17 protein-coding genes and 1 pseudogene are annotated in these 18194 nt (G+C 60.5%); 6 read left to right on the plus strand and 12 right to left on the minus strand.

Translation table 11 applies throughout. The features are described 5' to 3' along the window. Nucleotides 1-2 precede the first annotated feature (2 nt). The 4 genes from AC0L3N_RS03670 to AC0L3N_RS03685 all read right to left on the minus strand — a co-directional run bounded on the left by AC0L3N_RS03670 (nucleotide 3) and on the right by AC0L3N_RS03685 (nucleotide 3764). Nucleotides 3-392, minus strand: a complete 390-nt coding sequence (locus tag AC0L3N_RS03670) for a GtrA family protein (protein ID WP_292444496.1) — start codon at nucleotides 390-392, stop codon at nucleotides 3-5. Then, nucleotides 389-1078 (minus strand): class I SAM-dependent methyltransferase, encoded by a 690-nt coding sequence (locus AC0L3N_RS03675; RefSeq protein ID WP_473545679.1) that lies wholly within the window; start codon nucleotides 1076-1078, stop codon nucleotides 389-391. The genes AC0L3N_RS03670 and AC0L3N_RS03675 overlap by 4 nt, the downstream gene beginning before the upstream one ends. Before the next feature lie 72 nt (nucleotides 1079-1150). Continuing rightward, a complete protein-coding gene (locus tag AC0L3N_RS03680; protein ID WP_473545681.1) occupies nucleotides 1151-2365 on the minus strand; it encodes a glycosyltransferase family 2 protein in 1215 nt (404 codons plus the stop codon). 454 nt (nucleotides 2366-2819) lie between these two features. After that, a complete protein-coding gene (locus AC0L3N_RS03685) occupies nucleotides 2820-3764 on the minus strand; it encodes a lipid kinase (RefSeq protein WP_123147209.1) in 945 nt (314 codons plus the stop codon). Nucleotides 3765-3919: 155 nt separating this feature from the next. Between AC0L3N_RS03685 and AC0L3N_RS03690 the strand changes: the two genes are divergently transcribed. After that, nucleotides 3920-4153 carry an AbrB/MazE/SpoVT family DNA-binding domain-containing protein gene (locus tag AC0L3N_RS03690; RefSeq protein ID WP_473545683.1) on the plus strand — a complete coding sequence of 78 codons (234 nt, stop codon included), beginning with the start codon at nucleotides 3920-3922 and terminating at the stop codon, nucleotides 4151-4153. Then, nucleotides 4150-4554, plus strand: a complete 405-nt coding sequence (locus tag AC0L3N_RS03695) for a type II toxin-antitoxin system VapC family toxin (protein WP_473545685.1) — start codon at nucleotides 4150-4152, stop codon at nucleotides 4552-4554. Before AC0L3N_RS03690 ends, AC0L3N_RS03695 begins: the two co-directional genes overlap by 4 nt. 165 nt (nucleotides 4555-4719) lie before the next feature. On the opposite strand, the gene AC0L3N_RS03700 is transcribed toward AC0L3N_RS03695, so the two are convergent. The 5 genes from AC0L3N_RS03700 to AC0L3N_RS03720 all read right to left on the minus strand — a co-directional run bounded on the left by AC0L3N_RS03700 (nucleotide 4720) and on the right by AC0L3N_RS03720 (nucleotide 9397). After that, on the minus strand, nucleotides 4720-5703 hold the full coding sequence (locus tag AC0L3N_RS03700) for a branched-chain amino acid ABC transporter permease (RefSeq protein WP_473545686.1): 984 nt from the start codon (nucleotides 5701-5703) through the stop codon (nucleotides 4720-4722). Further along, a complete protein-coding gene (locus AC0L3N_RS03705) occupies nucleotides 5703-6590 on the minus strand; it encodes a branched-chain amino acid ABC transporter permease (protein WP_473545688.1) in 888 nt (295 codons plus the stop codon). The genes AC0L3N_RS03700 and AC0L3N_RS03705 overlap by 1 nt, the downstream gene beginning before the upstream one ends. 69 nt (nucleotides 6591-6659) lie before the next feature. Further along, on the minus strand, nucleotides 6660-7856 hold the full coding sequence (locus tag AC0L3N_RS03710; RefSeq protein ID WP_473545690.1) for an ABC transporter substrate-binding protein: 1197 nt from the start codon (nucleotides 7854-7856) through the stop codon (nucleotides 6660-6662). A 46-nt stretch (nucleotides 7857-7902) separates the two neighbouring features. After that, entirely contained in the window at nucleotides 7903-8649 is a 747-nt protein-coding gene (locus tag AC0L3N_RS03715) for an ABC transporter ATP-binding protein (protein ID WP_473545692.1), read from the minus strand. Further along, a complete protein-coding gene (locus AC0L3N_RS03720; RefSeq protein WP_473545694.1) occupies nucleotides 8642-9397 on the minus strand; it encodes an ABC transporter ATP-binding protein in 756 nt (251 codons plus the stop codon). The genes AC0L3N_RS03715 and AC0L3N_RS03720 overlap by 8 nt, the downstream gene beginning before the upstream one ends. Before the next feature lie 976 nt (nucleotides 9398-10373). On the opposite strand from AC0L3N_RS03720, the gene AC0L3N_RS03725 reads away from it, so the two are divergent. After that, nucleotides 10374-12542, plus strand: coding sequence for an amylo-alpha-1,6-glucosidase (locus tag AC0L3N_RS03725; RefSeq protein ID WP_473545696.1), 2169 nt, complete (start codon nucleotides 10374-10376; stop codon nucleotides 12540-12542). Between the two features lie 65 nt (nucleotides 12543-12607). Here AC0L3N_RS03725 and AC0L3N_RS03730 read toward each other — a convergent pair. Together AC0L3N_RS03730 and AC0L3N_RS03735 are read right to left on the minus strand one after the other, a co-directional pair. Then, nucleotides 12608-12729: pseudogene (locus AC0L3N_RS03730) on the minus strand (GntR family transcriptional regulator); the annotation flags it as partial. Nucleotides 12730-12887: 158 nt separating this feature from the next. Beyond that, nucleotides 12888-13100 (minus strand): hypothetical protein, encoded by a 213-nt coding sequence (locus tag AC0L3N_RS03735; protein WP_473545698.1) that lies wholly within the window; start codon nucleotides 13098-13100, stop codon nucleotides 12888-12890. Between the two features lie 448 nt (nucleotides 13101-13548). On the opposite strand from AC0L3N_RS03735, the gene AC0L3N_RS03740 reads away from it, so the two are divergent. Then, complete coding sequence (locus tag AC0L3N_RS03740) at nucleotides 13549-14115, plus strand: transglutaminase-like cysteine peptidase (protein ID WP_473545849.1); 567 nt, start codon at nucleotides 13549-13551, stop codon at nucleotides 14113-14115. Nucleotides 14116-14348: 233 nt separating this feature from the next. Here AC0L3N_RS03740 and AC0L3N_RS03745 read toward each other — a convergent pair whose 3' ends face one another. Continuing rightward, entirely contained in the window at nucleotides 14349-14999 is a 651-nt protein-coding gene (locus AC0L3N_RS03745; RefSeq protein ID WP_123147218.1) for a GntR family transcriptional regulator, read from the minus strand. Between the two features lie 189 nt (nucleotides 15000-15188). On the opposite strand from AC0L3N_RS03745, the gene AC0L3N_RS03750 reads away from it, so the two are divergent. Continuing rightward, nucleotides 15189-16583, plus strand: coding sequence for a malonyl-CoA decarboxylase (locus AC0L3N_RS03750; protein ID WP_123147219.1), 1395 nt, complete (start codon nucleotides 15189-15191; stop codon nucleotides 16581-16583). Nucleotides 16584-16604: 21 nt separating this feature from the next. Further along, nucleotides 16605-18125, plus strand: a complete 1521-nt coding sequence (locus tag AC0L3N_RS03755; RefSeq protein WP_473545700.1) for a malonate--CoA ligase — start codon at nucleotides 16605-16607, stop codon at nucleotides 18123-18125. The last annotated feature ends 69 nt before the right edge of the window (nucleotides 18126-18194 follow it).

Consider the following 18194-nt stretch of genomic DNA (forward strand, 5'->3'; position numbering starts at 1 on the left):
AATCACCTTAGTTCCGTCCAGCGGGTCGGCGTGACGATGGCCCAGCGACCGAGCAGGAAATTCAGAGCTAGCATGCAGACCGAAGCGATCGGTGCGGCGAATGTCATCGGCAGATCGACCTGCTCATGCCAGAACCAGGTGGCAACGAAAGCGAACGGTATATTTGCCGACATTGCGATGAAGTAACGAACCAGGCCAATCGGGGCTAGCGGCTGACGAAAAGTGAACAACCCATGCAGAACATACCCGGCGCAAGCAACGATGCCGAAGGACAGCAGCACGGCGAACCACAGCGGCATACCGACACTATCTGCCAAGATGACAACGGCGTTGTGTAGCGCTATGCACAGGCCGGCGACAGCAACGTAAGCGAGAGGGGTCCGCACAGTCATGCAGCAGCCTTGCGAGCTCGTACCAGGAAGACACAAGCGTTGTCATCGCGTATGTGAGCGGGCGTGATCCGGTCTTCCAGCTGAGCGCGCAGGTTCATCAACACGGCCAATGAGGACGCCAAAATGCCACCGATGATAGGCACACGCCTGAGGATGAAAGAAAATCCCGTCGATCGGATCAGTGTGGTAGTCGCCAGCGGACCGACGATTGCGTGCACATCCTCCACTTGGAGGCCTCGATTGGCGAGGTCCAAGATAAGCCCGGTGCGCGTCCAGCGGCGATGATCTTCGGGGTGAGCATGATAGAGCCAAGTGCCGTGAGTAGATAGCAGCAGCACGCCATCATCGCGCAACAGCCTCCGTATTTCGCCACAATAGGCGTCGAGGTCGCGCACGTGCTCAAGTACCTGCACCGAAAGCACTGCACCTGCCGCACCATCGGCAAGCGGCACACGGCCCTGCTCGTCTATTTGCAAGAAACCATCACCGCCGATGTCTGCACCGCAGTAATCAATATTCATTTGACGCATCATGTCAGCATACGGCATGTCGCCGCAGCCAATATCTACCATCAGCGAGCCTTGTCTGACATGCGCACTTGCTTCTTCCCGCAACAGTCGCGCAAGCGCGCGTAGGATCAGCCAGTCCGTATCCCAGACGCGTGGAACAGCCCTGCTTTGTCTCATGCGGTCCAGTCCCCAAGAACACGCACTATCAGCCCCGCGGCACGTAGGTCCGGAATGTCCGAAACCGAATGGTTAGCAGACACGTCGGTTGTCCAGATTATCCAGGAGCAATTTGAGAACAAATCCGGAAAGCACCATGGAAACGCCTGCCACGCAGACCGTGGTAATCACAAAAGTCAGATGCACGGATTGCTCCATTGAGCCGCCAACGAAGATCCATCGCAGCGCCAGCAATATGTCCCCGAGGAAACCAATCGTCGCGAGCACACCTCCGGAGAGGACTAGCCATTCCAGCGGGCGGCTGCGCATCAGCCAGGCGATCATCAGTCCTGCCCGTACAGGGTGATAGATTGCGATCGCTACCTTGGCCAGCGTCCCGAAGAGAATGGCCGAAAGACCGATCAATGTTGCCATCGACGAGAGCGCGACGAAGTGGATCCCGAAATACTGCCCACCTATGGTGACAGGCCCAGCAGCGAGGATGGCAAGCCCGATGACACCGGCAATCAGCAGGATTAGTCCGGGTAAAAGATACATCGTGTCCGGTGCATGAGCTACGATCAGCCGCAGGTGTCGCCACCCGTCACGGAAAGAGCGCAGGTGAGGAGGGCGGTCACGTTTGTCGGGATAGAGCTTGATCGGCACCTCACGGATGATCAATCCGGCGCGATGCGCGTTGATGACCATTTCGGAAGCGAATTCCATACCGGGCGAGCGTGCGCCCATTCTTTGGAATGCGTCACGAGTGAAACCCCGCATGCCGCAATGAAAATCGCCTATAGGAGAGTGGTGAAGCCAGCGCGCAATCGTCGAAAGCACAGGATTGCCAAGATATCGGTGCAGAGGAGGCATGGCGCCAGGCTCTATCCCGCCAGCGAAGCGATTGCCCATGACCAACTCCGCGCCATCCTCCAGCGCGTCGATGAAGTCGTCGAGTTTGCTCCAGTCGTAGGAATCGTCTGCATCGGCCATGATCAGGTACTTGCCATGCGCAGACCCAGCCGCTGCACTAATCGCGGCGCCGTAGCCCTTGACCGGCTGGTGCGCGACGCGCGCACCAAGCGACCGGGCAATCTCCACCGAGCGATCGCTCGATCCGTTATCCCCGACCACGACCTCACCTCTGATCCCCCGCTTTGCGAACGCATCAAGCGCCTTTCGAATACAGATGCCGAGCGTGCGCTCTTCGTTCAGGCAAGGTATGATCGCCGATACCAAGGGAGCCTCCAACTCAAGGAAGCCTTGGTCAGTTTGGCCCGTCGCGACGTCAGACCAGCTATTCATCATTCCACCTGATCCAGTCGAATCGTCAGCTGCATCGAGAGTCGGGCACGTGACCAACGTGTTGCTTCTGGCCTTTATCGACCTAGAAAGAACAAGTTGCGTAATTATTCCCAAAGCCTAATTACCGTTGGGCGCGTTAATTTTTTGTGCTTATGCAACCACGACGATTGCAATCAGGAACACGATAGCTCCTGGCCAACACGACGCGCACAGCGCAAACCTAGCGGGAGAATGTCTGGAACTTTGGTGGATAGCTGTCGTTCTCGTCAATCTGCAAGCCTGCAGCCGCTTTGGGAGGCATTCGGTCAGCTCTTAGCTGACATTTAGGCCGGTCATGCCACGGTGTCGCAAATCACCTTCGCCAGGCTCTGACGAGCCGAGGGGAATCAAGCAGGCACTCCATCCGAAGATGACCGCAGGCGGTTGGATTTTATTCGACGCTCGCTTGGTCGCCGGTCTACCCGCTGTTTGCGCTGACCGCGTCACCAAGCACCTTTGTGCGGGGCTGCATGCGCGCGGCGGCAGGCGCGAACACCGAAATCGCCTTCGGGTGGACCTTGAAATGCGCCGGGGTCGAGGTGACGATCTCACCATCGGTGTTCACCGGCATCGGCCTTTTCGTCTCGATGTCGAACTCGACGCATCTGGCCGTGCGAACCTCGCTCCAGGCGCCGTGCGTGCCTGAGCGGAACGAGCGCAGCAAGAGCGCCATCTTCCAGAGGTTCGTCATTTCCAGGCTGTACAGGTCGAGATGGCCGTCATCGATCTCCGCCGTCTCCTCAACGACGTTGCCGCCGCCATAGTGCCGGCCGTTGCCGACTGCTATCTGGTAAGTCTCGACTTCGGTCGCTACGCCCTTTTCGGTAATCCTTGCTTCGAAGTGGCGGGCCTTGGTCAACACTTTCATGGCCGCCAAGGCATAGCCAAACCGGCCGAAACGTTTCTTCAGCGCCGGGTCGAGACCCTGGGCAAGGTCGGTGCTGAGGCCAATGCTCGCAACATTGAAGAAAGCGTGACCATTGACGGTCCCGACATCGATCAGACGCCTTCCGCCCTGTACGATCACGTCGGCGGCCTTCCGCAGATCCAACGGTATTTCGAGCGTTCGTGCCAGATCGTTCGCCGTTCCCATTGGAATGATGCCCATCGGCAACCCGCTTTCCATGGCCGCGACCGCCGCCGAGGACACCGAGCCATCGCCGCCGCACACGATCACAAGGTCGGCCCTATGGCGAAGGCGTACGATATCGCGTGCTATCTCGGGCAGCGCCTCAAACGTCTCGACGCTGACGCGGAGCCCACCGGCCTCCAGCCGTTCGACGACCGGTGCGATAGATTCCTGCCCGCGTCGCGCCTTTGGATTGACGAGCAGAAGCGCGCGTCTGGTCGTGATGTCGTTCATGCGGCGTAGATAGGGTGCTTGCCTGCGGATTACGACGTCAAAAGGCGCTTGGGAAGACAAGTCACAAAATGACGGCTCCGGCAGCCGTATGCGAAGGTTGAAATTCGGCCCAAAGGTAATACCTTATAGAAAACGGGTATTACCAGGATACGGACATGACCAGCACAGTCACAGCTAAAGGACAGGTGACCATCCCGAAGGCGGTTCGCGACCTGCTCGGAATCGTTCCGGGCAGCAAGGTTGATTTCCGCCGCACCGATGACGGCAATGTGTTGATTGTGCGTAGCGACAAGAAGCAGCCCGCCAGCCGCTTCGCGAAATTGCGCGGCCATGCCGGCAAGGGACTCGACACCGACGCGATCATGGCACTGACGCGTGGCGACGCGTGACTCTGGTCGACACCAACGTTCTGCTCGACCTTGTCACGGACGATGCGAACTGGGCGGATTGGTCGATCGCCCAGCTTGAGACGGCAAGCCTCAATGGGTCGTTGTTGATCAACGATGCAGTCTATGCCGAACTTGCCGTTCGCTACGACCGCATCGAGGATATCGAGGCGCTTCTTGACGAAGCCGGTCTCAAAGTGGCTCCGATGCCCCGGGCAGCACTGTTCCTCGCCGGAAAGGTCTTTACGCGGTATCGCAAATCGGGCGGATCGCGCACTGGGGTGCTGCCTGACTTCTTCATCGGCGCCCATGCCGCCGTCAATGGACTGCCGTTGCTCACCCGCGACGTCGGCCGCTACCGCACCTATTTTCCATTGCTGAAACTGATCGCACCGGACTCCTGAACAGCCCGCCAGCCCGAGAAACACGATTTGGCGCCAAGGCAGAGGCCTTTTGCCTCTTAATCCTGAAGTCTTGGTGAGATGGTTCCGTGCAAAATTGTCGTCTGGCTATAGGACTGAGTGGCTGCATGGCCTAACCGGCGACCGGTCTCTGGTTTCATCAGATGTTCAGAGCGGTTTCCGGATCCATTTTGCCAGGACGCCAACGATGCCCTCCCGGAACAACAGCACCGCGACAACGAAGATGATGCCCTGGCCGATCGTGACCCAGTCGCCAAATGTCGCGAGGTAATTCTGCATCGTGACGATGACTGCCGCGCCGACGATCGGTCCGAACACCGTGCCCATGCCGCCCAAGAGCGTCATCAGCACGACCTCGCCGGACATGGTCCAGTAGACGTCGGTAAGCGACGCCAATTGGAACACGATTGCCTTGGTTGCGCCGGCGACGCCGGCGAGCGTGGCCGACAGCACGAATACGGCGAGCTTGTAGCGGTTGACCCGATAGCCCAGCGAGATCGCGCGGGGCTCGTTCTCGCGGATCGCCTTCAACACCTGTCCAAACGGCGAATGGATGATCCGATAGATCAGCAATATGCCGGCGAAGAAGATGGCGAGCACGAAGAAATAGAGCACTTCGCTCGAGCGCAGGTCGATCAGCCCGAACAGATGCCCGCGCGGCACGGCCTGGATGCCGTCCTCACCACCGGTAAACGCCGCCTGCAGCGAGAAGAAATAGATCATCTGCGCAAAAGCCAGCGTCACCATGGCGAAATAGATGCCGTGGCGGCGAATGGCGAGGGAGCCAATCGCGAGACCGAGCACGGCTGCCACCAGCGTGCCCGCGATGATGGCGAGTTCAGGCGTCAGACCCCACACCTTTGCCGCATGGGCCGAGACGTAGCTCGCCATGCCGAAATAGGCAGCGTGGCCGAACGACAAGAGCCCGCCATAGCCGAGCAACAGGTTGAAGGCGCAGGCAAACAGCGCGAAGCACAGCACCTTCATGACAAAGATCGGATAGAGCAGAAATGGCGCGGCGATGAGGAAGACGAAGAGCGCGGCGAAGATCGCAAAGTGATGACGTGGCATGCCCGCGGCGCCAACCGAGGTGATGGCCGCCATAGCGATCGGGTTGGTGTCGGTTGTCATCACACACTCCGCCCAAACAGGCCGGCCGGCTTGACGAGTAGCACGAGCGCCATGATGACAAAGATCACCACGGCCGAGCCTTCCGGATAGAACACGCGGGTCAGACCCTCGATCAGCCCAAGCCCGAAGCCGGTGAGGATCGAGCCCAGGATCGAGCCCATGCCGCCGATGACGACGACGGCGAAGACGACAATGATCAGGTCTGCCCCCATGTTCGGATTGACTGCGTATATCGGCGCGGCGAGCACGCCGGCGAAACCCGCGAGTGCGACGCCGAAACCATATGTGAGCGTGACCAACAGCGGCACGTTGATGCCGAACGCGCCGACCATGGTCGGGTTCTCGGTAGCTGCCCTGAGATAGGCGCCAAGCCGGGTCCTTTCGATGATGAACCAGGTCGCGAGGCACACGATGAGTGAAGCCACGATCACCCAGGCGCGCGAATTGGGCAGGTACATGAAACCGAGATTATGTCCGCCGGTCAGAAGCGGCGGCGGCGGGTAAGGCAGGCCGGATACGCCGAAAAACTGGCGGAAGAAGCCGACGATGATCAGCGCCAGGCCGAAAGTGAGAAGCAGCCCGTAGAGATGGTCGAGGTGATAGAGCCGTCGGATCAGCACGCGCTCGAGCACGATGCCGGTGGCGCCGACGATCGGCGGCACGATGAACACGGCCCACCAGTAGCCGACGCCGAGATAGTTGAGCAGCATCCATGCGCCGAAGGCGCCCAGCATGTACTGCGCGCCATGCGTGAAATTGATGATGTTCAAGAGACCGAAGATGACCGCCAGCCCGAGGCTCAGAACCGCATAGAAGGACCCATTGATCAGCCCGAGCAGCAATTGGCCGAACAGGACCTGCGGCGGAATTCCAAGCAGTTCGAACATGGTCGCTCCGGCTGACTTGTCGACGAAAGGACGCGCCGAGCGGCTCGGCGCGTCGCTGGCGAGGCTCGCTTACTTGACGAGCGGACAGGCGCCGTCGGCGAGCGGGCGGAACGCTTTGTCGGCCGGAATGGTCGCAACCGTCTCGAAATAATCCCATGGCCCCTTCGATTGGTCCGGCTTCTTGACGCGGAACAGATACATGTCGTGCAGCTTGCGCCCGTCCGCGCGGATCGTGCCCTTGCCGAACAGCGGATCCTCGGTCGGCATTTCCTTCATCTTGGCCATCACCTTGGCCGCGTCCTTGTCGCCAACGGCCTCGACGGCTTTAAGGTAATGCAGGACCGAAGCGTAGACTCCGGCCTCGATCATCGAAGGCTTTTGTCCGGCATTCCGCTCCTGGAAGCGGGCAGAGAATTCACGCGTTTGATCGTTCTTGTCCCAGTAGAATGCGCCGGTGAGCACGAGGCCCTGCGCCACGTCGAGGCCAAGCGCATGCACGTCATTGATGAACATCAGCAGAGCGGCGAGCGCCTGGCCGCCCTGCGTGATGCCGAATTCCGACGCCTGCTTGACCGCGTTGATCGTGTCGCCGCCGGCATTGGCGAGGCCGACGACCTTGGCACCCGACCCTTGCGCCTGCAGCAGGAAGGACGAGAAATCCTGGCCGGGGAAAGGATGACGGACGGCGCCGAGAACCTTGCCGCCCGATGCTTCGACGACCGCCGACGTATCGCGCTCGAGCGCGTGGCCGAAGGCGTAGTCCGCTGTGACGAAGAACCAGCTATCGCCGCCCTGCGCGACCATGGCCGAGCCCGTGCCGTTTGCAAGCGCCCAGGTGTCGTAGGTCCAGTGGACGGTGTTCGGCGAACAGGCTTTGCCGGTGAGGTCCGACGAGGCCGGACCCGAGGCGAGGAAGATCTTGTTCTTCTCCTTGGTGATCTCGTTGACGGCGAGCGCCACCGACGAGGTTGGCACGTCGGCGATTACATCGACATTTTCGGTGTCGTACCACTGGCGCGCGATATTCGAGCCGACGTCGGGCTTGTTCTGGTGGTCGGCGGAGACGATCGACACGTTGATGCCCTTGTCCGCCGCCTTGAAGTCTTCCGCCGCCATCTGGGCGGCGATGACCGAACCTTCACCGGCGATGTCTGCATAGATGCCGGAACGGTCATTCAGAACGCCGATCTTGACATCCGTGGCGTAGGCCGCACCGGCCATCAGCAGGCTCGTCAGCGAAGCCAGAATAAACCCCATTTTTTTCATCGCTACTCTCCTCCGATTACGGCGCAATGCGCCATTGATAGTGGCCTCAGACACCGAGATAGGCGTGCAGTTTGTCGATGTTGGCGTCGAGTTCGTCGTTGGGGATCGTGTCGATCACGCGCCCCTGTTCCACCACGTAGTGCCGGTCCGCGACCAACGCGGCGAAATGAAAATTCTGTTCAACGAGCACGATCGTGAATCCCTCCTCCTTGAGCCGGGCAATGGTGCGGCCGATCTGCTGCACGATCACGGGAGCAAGCCCTTCGGTCGGCTCGTCGAGCAGTAAGAGCTTCGCGCCGGTCCGCAAGATCCGGCCGATGGCGAGCATCTGCTGTTCGCCGCCCGAAAGCTTGGTGCCTTGGCTCGAAAGCCGCTCCTTCAGGTTCGGGAAAAGCTCGAAAATCTGCTCGACGCTGAGCCCACCGGGGCGCACCTGCGGCGGCAACATCAAATTCTCCTCGACCGAGAGACTGGAAAAGATCGCGCGTTCCTCCGGGCAGTAGGCGATGCCCATCTGTGCGATCAACCGCGACGGCAGCTTGATCGTCTCCCGACCGTCATAGCTGACCGAGCCCGAGCGCCTGGAAAGGATGCCCATGACGGCCTTCAGCGTCGTCGTCTTGCCGGCGCCGTTGCGGCCGAGCAGCGTCACCACTTCGCCTTCGCCAACCTCGAAACTCACGCCGTGAAGCACATGGCTCTCGCCGTACCAGCCCTGCAGGCCATCCACGCGCAGCAGGGGTCTCGCCGAGGAGGCAACAGACGGCCTGCTCGTCAGTTCAACTTCAACCATGTCCGGCCCCGATATAGGCTTCGATAACGTGCGGATCTTTGGAAACCGCAGCATAATCGCCTTCGGCAAGGACTTTGCCGCGCGCGAGCACGGTGATGCGGTTCGACAGCGAGGCTACGACCGAAAGATTGTGCTCAACCATCAAAATGGTGTGGTTCTTGGAGATGCGCCGGATCAGCGCCGAGATACGCTCGATATCTTCTTGTGCCATGCCGGCCATAGGCTCATCGAGGAGCAGCATTTCAGGGTTCAGCGCCAGCGTCGTCGCGATCTCAAGCGCGCGTTTGCGGCCGTAAGGCAGATCGCTGGCGCGGATATCTGAAAACTCGGTCAAGCCGACATCGGCGAGAAGAGTCGCAGCCTCGCTATTGAAATTGGAGAGCACTTTCTCCGAGCGCCAGAAATCGAAACTGTCGCCGCGCCGGCGCTGCAGCGCGATGCGGACATTCTCGAGGGCCGTCATGTGCGGAAACACCGCCGATATCTGAAACGAGCGCACAAGGCCCAGCCGCGCGATGTCGGCCGGCTGCATCCTGGTGATGTCCCGGCCCTCGTAGCGGATCGCGCCGCGCGTTGGCTGGAGGAATTTGGTCAGCAGGTTGAAGAGGGTCGTCTTGCCTGCGCCGTTGGGGCCGATCAGCGCGTGGATCGATCCTCGCTCCACCGTCAGGTTGACATTGTTGACAGCGACGAAACCCCCAAATTCCTTAGTCAATCCCGCGGCTTCGAGGATCGCTCCGGAATTCATGCGCAGGAGCCTTCGCCCGTCATCGGCGTGAAAACGTGGAACCGCGCTGCGGGGCTGTCCGCCCCCAGGGTGACTTCCATGGTTTCCTCCGTGGCACTCCTGCCCGCAACAAACGACCTAATGCACATCGCGTCAAGGCTGCAATTTTCAGAAGGGTCTAACTTCGCGAAAAGCTGAGTCAACTTCCCTTGGCACAGGCGCGCCTGGAGAAGCTGGCGTGCGGTTGGCATCACATCCGATCGAGCGGCATTTACAGGATCTGTTGCGGTCTTTGACTGCCGGCGCTGTGGCACGGGGCCTTCGATCATGTTCGGATTGCAACGTTCGAGGGGCGCAAACGACAGACGAGATATGCCTGCAATCCGAACCCCTCCCTGGCCGAGCAGTGCGAAATCCTCGCCGCCCGACTAGATGAATGCGAAAAGCTTAGCTGCGTTAGTTCGAGTTGGGGTTGTCCTTGCCGCGGATTGGATCCTTGCCGGCAGCCTGGCTGCTCTGTTGCGGCTTGTCCTTCTTGTCCTGATTGCCGCCGCGGTTGCTTGACGCGGCGATTGTTCCCGGGGGAACATATCGGCCTTTCGAGAGTTCGCGCTATAGGACCGCAATGAACGCGAGGAAGGGGATTGCCGTCGAAGCTTTTTGAAGGATGACCTTCGCTTTCGAGAAGTTGTCAGGATTGATCCTGAACGCACCGGACGAAGCTGTGGACGCGGTACCGCGGATAAGCGGCTTCGATCGTGCACGGGTGCGACAAACTTTTGAAGTGCGATTTCACGGTCGAGCGCATGTGCAGCCACTACTTGGCGATCTATCGCTCGCTCATGGAGGGCACAACGAATGCACTTGGTTCTCAAAACAAGCGCGCTAAAAATACCGCAATGATGACTATGTCTACCCGACCGAGCAAGGCGACGGCCCGGCTGCCCGGATCAGCGCCTGAGCCGCCTTGGTCGCTTCTGAACGAGAGGGGTTGACCATGACCATTCAACTCGAAGACCGCAAGATTGATCCAGCCGTAGCGCTCCCGGCAATCGACGAAACGGCACCGCGCGAGCCGCATCGGCAATTTGCGCTGAAACACGAGGATTGCTTCGTCGTCGCAGACAGCTACGGCGACATACGCGGCACCGGCGACGGGCTTTTCCGCGACGACACGCGTGTACTGTCGCGCTTCCGCCTGTTCATCGGCGGCCGGATGCCGTCGCTGCTCGGCGCCTCGCTGTCGCAGGACAACATCCTGTTCACCGCCAACCTCACCAATCTAGCCGCTATCGGGCCGAATGGCAGCGAAGCGTTGCCGGGCGTCGTCCATATCGACCGGACGCGGTTCATCTGGCAAGATCGCATGTTCGAACGCATCACGTTCACCAACTACTCCGCGCGCGAGGTGGTTCTGCCGGTTCGGCTCGACTTCGACGCCGATTTCCGTGACATGTTCGAGGTGCGCGGCACTACGCGTAGCCGCCGCGGCCGCGCGCATGACGCGCTGGTCGGCGAGGCGAGCGTAACGTTCCGATATGAAGGCCTCGACAATGTGGCTCGTCAATCGGTCATCGCATTCTCGATCAAGCCCGATCAGGTACACCCCAACCACGCCGACTTCGTTATTCTCGTGGCGAGGCGTGACAGCAGAGCATTGTACCTGGAGGTCGGCCACAGCGAAGAGACCCCCTCCAGCGACCGCTTTCGCGCGGCCGCTGCGCGAGCCCGCTTTGCCATGCGCTCAAAGCGTCGGCAGGGCGCCACCGTCTTCAGCTCCGGCCGCGTGTTCAACGACTGGCTAACACGCACCCGCGCCGACATCGCGCTACTGACGACCGATCTGGCGACCGGGCCATACCCGTATGCCGGCATCCCCTGGTTTTCGACGGCTTTCGGCCGCGATGGCGTCATTTCCGCCTTACAGATGCTCTGGCTCAATCCGGACCTTGCTCGTGGGGTGCTGGCCTTCCTTGCCCACTATCAGTCGACCGAGACCTCTGTGTTCGACGATGCCGAACCTGGCAAAATCATGCATGAAACCCGGAAGGGCGAAATGGCCGTGCTGCGCGAGCTGCCGTTCGGCCGTTACTATGGCGGCGTCGACACCACGCCACTCTATGTCTATCTGGCTTCGTCCTACGCCGATCGCACCGGAGACGAGGCATTCGTCGATCGCATGTGGAACTCGCTGGGCGCTGCCACGGCGTGGATGGAGGAGGTCGGAACCCGCAACGGGGAAGGCTTTGTAACCTACAACAGGGCGGCCGACACGGGTCTGTTCAACCAAGGCTGGAAGGACAGCGCCGATGCCATCTTCCATGCCGACGGCACGATCCCCAAAGGGCCGATCGCATTGGTCGAGGTGCAAGGTTATGTCTTCGCCGCATATCAAGGGATGGCCGCGCTGGCCGCCAGACGCGGCGACGATGCAAAGGCGGCGCACTGGAGCGCCCTGGCAGAGGGGATCCGTGAGGCGGTGGAGACGCATTTCTGGATGCCGGACCGAGATTTCTATGCTTTGGCAATCGACGGAGAAGGCAAGCAATGCGCGGTTCGCGCGTCCAATGCCGGTCACCTGCTCTATGTCGGGCTGCCTTCAGCGGAACGGGCGCAGGCACTTGCCACCCAGCTGCTCTCAGGTCATCTCCATAGCGGTTGGGGCGTTCGCACACTGGCAGACGACGAGGTCCCATTTAACCCGATGTCCTATCATAATGGGTCGATCTGGCCGCACGACACTGCACTCTGCGCCTCCGGGCTCGCCCGCTATCACGAGCGCGACAGCGTCGTGAAGCTGATGAGCGGTATGTTCGAGGCGGCGGTCCGTTTCAACATGCGCCTGCCGGAGCTGTTCTGCGGCTTTACGCGCGCGGCCAGCGATTCACCGGTGGCCTACCCGGTCGCATGTCTGCCGCAGGCATGGTCGGCAGGCTCCGCGTTCATGATGCTGCAGGCCTGCCTGGGCATCCGGGTCGACGGCTGGACGCGCGAGATCACTGTGGAACGCCCGCGGCTCCCGATCGGTATCGACAACATTGTTATCCGCCATCTGGCCATCGGCGAGGCGAAAGTCGATCTCATCTTCGAGCGCATTGGCGACCGCGTTGTGTGCTATCTCGACCATCGCCATGAAGGTCTGGTGCCTCTGGTGGTGCGTTCTTAGCGCAGGCTGGCTCGCCATGTGCTCCGTGATGGACACTGCCATCCTGCCCAAGCCAAACCGGACGACTATCTGCTCGCCAGCGTCGCTACAAGATCGCTGAAACGTCGCCCTGGATGCTGACATGCTGGCGCAGGAGCGTGCGCGCCCGCTCCGCGTCGCCGGCGAGGATTGCTTCCACGATCGCGCACCCACCGTCCTCATTGCCCTCCGCGCATGCGCCGGGCTTTCCTTCTGGCCGAACGTCGCGCCAGCCACAATGAGCCGGCGCAACTTTGGTTCTTCATCTGTCGCCGGGCGTGTCGGGCGCATTGTTATGCTCCCCAGACCTGCCGGGATCCCGATCGCCTAGCTCGCCGGCAGCACCTTCACCGCCATTGCCTGGACCTGAGTTGACGTGGCCGGAGTTGCCGTTTCCGTCGTCATCGCCATCATCGCCATCATCGCCATCATCGCCGCCGCCGCCGCCATCGCCGCCATCGCCGCCACCGCTGCCATCATTGCCCCCATCGCCATTATCGCCGCCATCGCCACCATCGCCATTGTCGCTACCGCCGCCATTATCGTCGCCGCTGTCGTCGGCAGCCAAGACACTTTGGATTTGCGCAGTGGTCGTCGGCGGACATTGGTCGATTTGCGCCGCCGTGAGAATGTCAGTCCGGTTCAGCGCCACGCAGCAAAGCTCATAGTTAGCGTTCGTCAGAGGGTTGCATTGCTGAGCCGTGAGTACGGGCCGCTCGATCTCTTGGACTCGTGCTGGAACGGTCGCTGCCACTCCAAAAAAGGTGGCTGATATCAACACTATACCGGTGCTGTTGAGTAGTGACTCTAGCGTACGCATATTAGCTCTCCATTATATTAATTGCTACTAAAACGCGAATACTGTTTCAAATGTTCCCGTCACCGTTACAATTTGTTAACCAAAAACGGGACGCTAAGGCGTCGCGAGGGATTGCTTTAGGTTCAGCGTCGACTATTGCGAGGCGACCACAGAGGCCCCTCGTTTATGATGCGAATTCTGACGCTGCACACATGCGCTGTCCTGCTCTCGGCCTGCACCCAGGCTTCCGGCGCTGGCACTACAATGCAGACGCAGGGCTATGCGTTTGCGCCCCCTGCCTTCAAAACCTTCTGCGCTAAGGAAAAAACGCTTTGCGACACCAGAGGCAAGACCAAAGTTGTGGACTTGACGGGACCTCGCAAGGCGGAGCTCGCAAGAGTCAACGCCGCAGTCAACCACCGCATTGCTGAACGAAGCGATGTCAGCACCACGGGCAAGGCCGACGAGTGGGACTTGCCGAAATACCAGGGCGATTGCGAGGACTTCGCCATCCTCAAGAAAAGCGAGCTACTCAAGCTCGGCTGGCCGGCTTCTGCCCTGCTGCTGACTGTGGCGCGCAGCGGGAAAGAAGGCCACACCGTTCTGACAGTGCGCACCAGCCAGGGTGATCTGGTGCTCGACAACAAAACGTCGGCGATCAGGGACTGGTCGCGAACGTCCTACCGTTACTTTGCACGCCAGTCACAGTCGAACGGCAAGGTGTGGGAGCGGATAGGCAAGGCCGGACAACCGTAGGCGCGTCTGCGGCTCGCGCAACCGCTTGTGCTGCGGTCCCTCAAGATCGTTCGGGCACGCGTTTTTGGCGAGCGCGAACTCGCGATGCTGAAATGGGATATGCCGTCATTGCGCAACTGAGCCTATCACGAAACGCGAATCCGCAGCATGTGAGGGAAGCCGCTATAGGAATGTTCGATGTTTGTTCGCCAAAAGTCGCGTAACATTGTATTCGGGAACCACTGGGCGATCCACTATCTGCTCGCCATCGTCGCTACAAGATCGCTGAAACGCTCGCCCTGGATGCTGACATGCTGGCGCAGGAGCGTGCGCGCCCGCTCCGCGTCGCCGGCTAGGATTGCTTCCACGATCGCGCCATGCTCGGCGAACGAGGTGGCAACGCGGTTGCGCACGCGAAGCTGGAGACGCCTGTAGGGTTGCAGACGGCGATGCAGTGCGACGCACTGCTCGGCCAGGAAACCGCTGTGGCTGGCAGCATAGATAGCCTTGTGAAAACGTTCGTTATCGTAATAGTAGAGGTCGCTGTCGCCGGCCGAGGACGAACGCTCGCAATCTGCATGCGCTCCCAGGATGGTTGTGCGATCGGCATCGGTGAACCGTCGCGCGGCCAGCGAACCGGCCAAACCTTCAAGTTCCGCCATCACCTCGAACATTTCGAAAACGCGGTGCGGTCCCGGATCGATCACCACGGCACCCCGGCGCGGCCGGATCTCCACCAGCCCGATCGCGTTCAACTGCATCAGCGCCTCGCGCACCGGCGTTCTCGACACGCCGAAGCGTGTTGCCAATTGCACCTCGTCTAGTCGTGCACCGGGGGCGAAGTCGTTCGAGATGATGCCGTTTTCGATCTCGTCACGTAGGCGTTGAACAACATTCCCTGACATTTTTCGGACTCCAAAATGCATTACCCGAATTCTTGTATGCAAGATAGTTGACTTTGCGCACAATCGCATTTATTAACGATACCATAATAGGCAAGTCGCACACAATTGGCGGATTCAACCGAGCAGTAGCACCGCGAGCGCGCGGAGGGTCTTTTGCGCCGATTTCGACTTTGCCAGGAGGACTCCGACATGGCAGGCATCTCGTTCTTTAGCGATATGGTGCAAAGCATCACCGATCGCGGCCGCAGGCTGCTCGCGGCAGGGGCGCGCAGCGAGCCGGTCCAAGCCGAGACGAATATCGAAACACTCTGCGACATGCTTTTGTCGAGCCGGGGCGAAGCCTCGGGCATGGCATTGGCCGCCGAGGTCCTTCAGCGCTGGGCCCAACTGGACGCGGCCGGTCAGCAAGACTTCGTGCGTATGCTGCACGAACAGTTCGGCCCAGACATCGCCAAGCTTGACAAAGCCATCGAGCGCTACCGCAGCGACAGGAGTTCGGACGCCGTCATCGAACTGCACCAGGCAGCCGAGCCGCGTCGCCAGGAACTGGTGCGCAGACTCAACCTGGCCCCCAAAGGCACGGCAAGACTGGTGGAGATGCGCGAGCGCCTATTAGCCATGAAGGATGCGACGGAACCGTTTCGCGCCGTCGATGCCGACTTCGCCCACCTGTTCGGCTCATGGTTCAACCGCGGTTTTCTGACCCTGCGTCCGATCGACTGGTCGACGCCAGCCGACATCCTGGAGAAGATCATCAGATACGAGGCTGTGCATGAAATCGCCGGCTGGGAGGAACTGCGGCGGAGGCTAGCTCCAGCCGACCGCAGGTGCTTTGCGTTCTTCCACCCGCGTCTCGCAGACGATCCGCTGATCTTCGTTGAGGTCGCGCTGACCAAGGCGATTCCCTCTGCCATCGCTGATGTGCTCGATGTAAACCGTTCGTCGATCACGGCCCAGGACGCCACCACCGCTGTCTTCTATTCGATCTCCAACTGCCAGGACGGACTGCGCGGCATCTCTTTCGGGAACTTTCTGATCAAGCAGGTGGTGGAGGATTTGCGCCGCGACCTGCCGGGCTTGAAGACCTTCGTGACGCTGTCGCCGGTTCCGGGTTTCGCTGGCTGGCTAGCAAGACTGCGCAAGGCGACCGATGCGAGTCTCGATGATCAGGCCCTCAAGACGCTCGAGTTGCTGGACGATCCGAGCTGGGCGGACAATCCGCAGAAGGCACGGGTCGTGGAAGCTGTGCTCCTCCCGCTCGCCGCACGCTATTTCGTCAAGGAACGTGCCACCGGCAGACGGCCGGTCGATCCTGTGGCGCGTTTTCATTTGGGCAACGGCGCTCGCCTTGAACGGCTGAACTTCCTCGCCGATCGCTCCGCCAAGGCGATGCGGCAGTCCCACGGCTTGATGGTCAACTACTTTTACAAGTTGGACGACATCGAGGCGAACCACGAAGCCTTGGCGCAACATGGCGAGATCGCTGCTTCGCCGGAGGTGAGAAAACTGGCGGCAACCGCTTCGACCGACACCAGTATTGGCGCCCCGGTTCGTCGACGCCGCACCGAAATGCAGAAAACCTAAAAGCAAATTGGGAGGAGTTCAATGAGCAATCACCTGTTCGACGCCATGCGAGCATCCGCCAAGTCAGGCGAGTCGATTTTCATCGAGACTATTGATGGTCAGCGTTGGACCTATGGAGATGCGCTGCGGCTCTCCGGACAGATCGCCAGCGCAATTGATGTGCTCGGCGTTCGCCCAGGCGACCGCGTCGCGGTCCAGGTGGACAAGAGCCCGCTGGCTCTGATGCTCTATCTCGCATGCGTGCGCTGCGGGGCGATCTATCTGCCGCTGAATACCGCCTATACGCTGGCTGAACTCGACTATTTTATCGGTGACGCCGAACCGCGGCTCGTCATCGTCTCCTCGAAGTCGCGAGCTGATGTCGAAAGGATCGCGCACGGCCACGGCGCGATTGTCGAAACGCTCGATGCGGACGGCGCCGGGTCGCTCATGGAGTTGGCCCGGGACGAGTCTGCCGATTTTCTCGACGCGGCGCGCGCGCCTGACGATCTCGCCGCGATCCTGTACACATCTGGGACCACCGGCCGTTCCAAGGGCGCAATGCTGACGCACGACAACCTTTTGTCCAATGCATTAGCACTGCGCGAATGCTGGCACGTGACCGCAGCCGACCGGCTGATCCACGCGCTGCCGATTTTTCACACGCATGGGCTCTTCGTGGCGACCAATGTCACGCTGGTTTCCGGCGCCTCGATGTTTCTGCTGCCAAAGTTCGAGCCTGGCGAAATCCTTCCTCTGATGTCGCGGGCGACGCTGATGATGGGCGTGCCGACCTTCTATGTCCGGTTGCTTCAGCATGAGGGCCTGAACCGGGAGACGGTCGCCAACATTCGGCTGTTCATCTCCGGCTCGGCGCCGCTGCTCGCTGAAACGCACGCCGCATTCAAGCAGCGCACCGGTCACGCCATTCTCGAACGCTACGGCATGACCGAAACCAACATGAACACCTCAAACCCCTATGACGGCGAGCGAAGGGCAGGGACAGTAGGTTTCCCACTCCCGGGCGTGTCGGTGAGGGTCACCGATCCGGCCACGGGCGAGACGCTCGGATCAGGCGAAACCGGCATGATCGAGATCAAGGGCCCGAACATTTTCAAAGGTTATTGGCGGATGCCTGAAAAGACTGCGGCGGAGTTCACCAAGGACGGCTATTTCATCAGCGGCGACCTCGGCAAGATCGATGAGGCGGGCTATCTCCACATCGTCGGCCGCGACAAGGACCTGGTGATCTCCGGCGGCTATAATATCTACCCGAAGGAAGTCGAGGGTGAGATCGACCGGCTCGACGGTGTCGCCGAGAGTGCGGTCATCGGCATTGCACATCCGGATTTCGGGGAGGGGGTGACGGCCATCGTGGTGCTCAAGCCCGGTGCCACAATGGACGAAAAGGCCGTGCTCAACGCGCTGAGCGACCGCCTCGCGCGCTACAAGCAGCCGAAACGGGTGATCTTCGCCGAGGACCTTCCGCGCAACACCATGGGAAAGGTGCAGAAGAACCTTCTGCGCGACCGGTTCAGCAACCTTTACATGCCCGCCTCCTAGCAGGCGCTGACTACCCTGCGTTGGGGCTTGGGAGCGAGACCAGCGCAGGCTGATCTACTACCGATGGAA

It is taken from the genome of Mesorhizobium sp. WSM4807, from assembly GCF_055811615.1.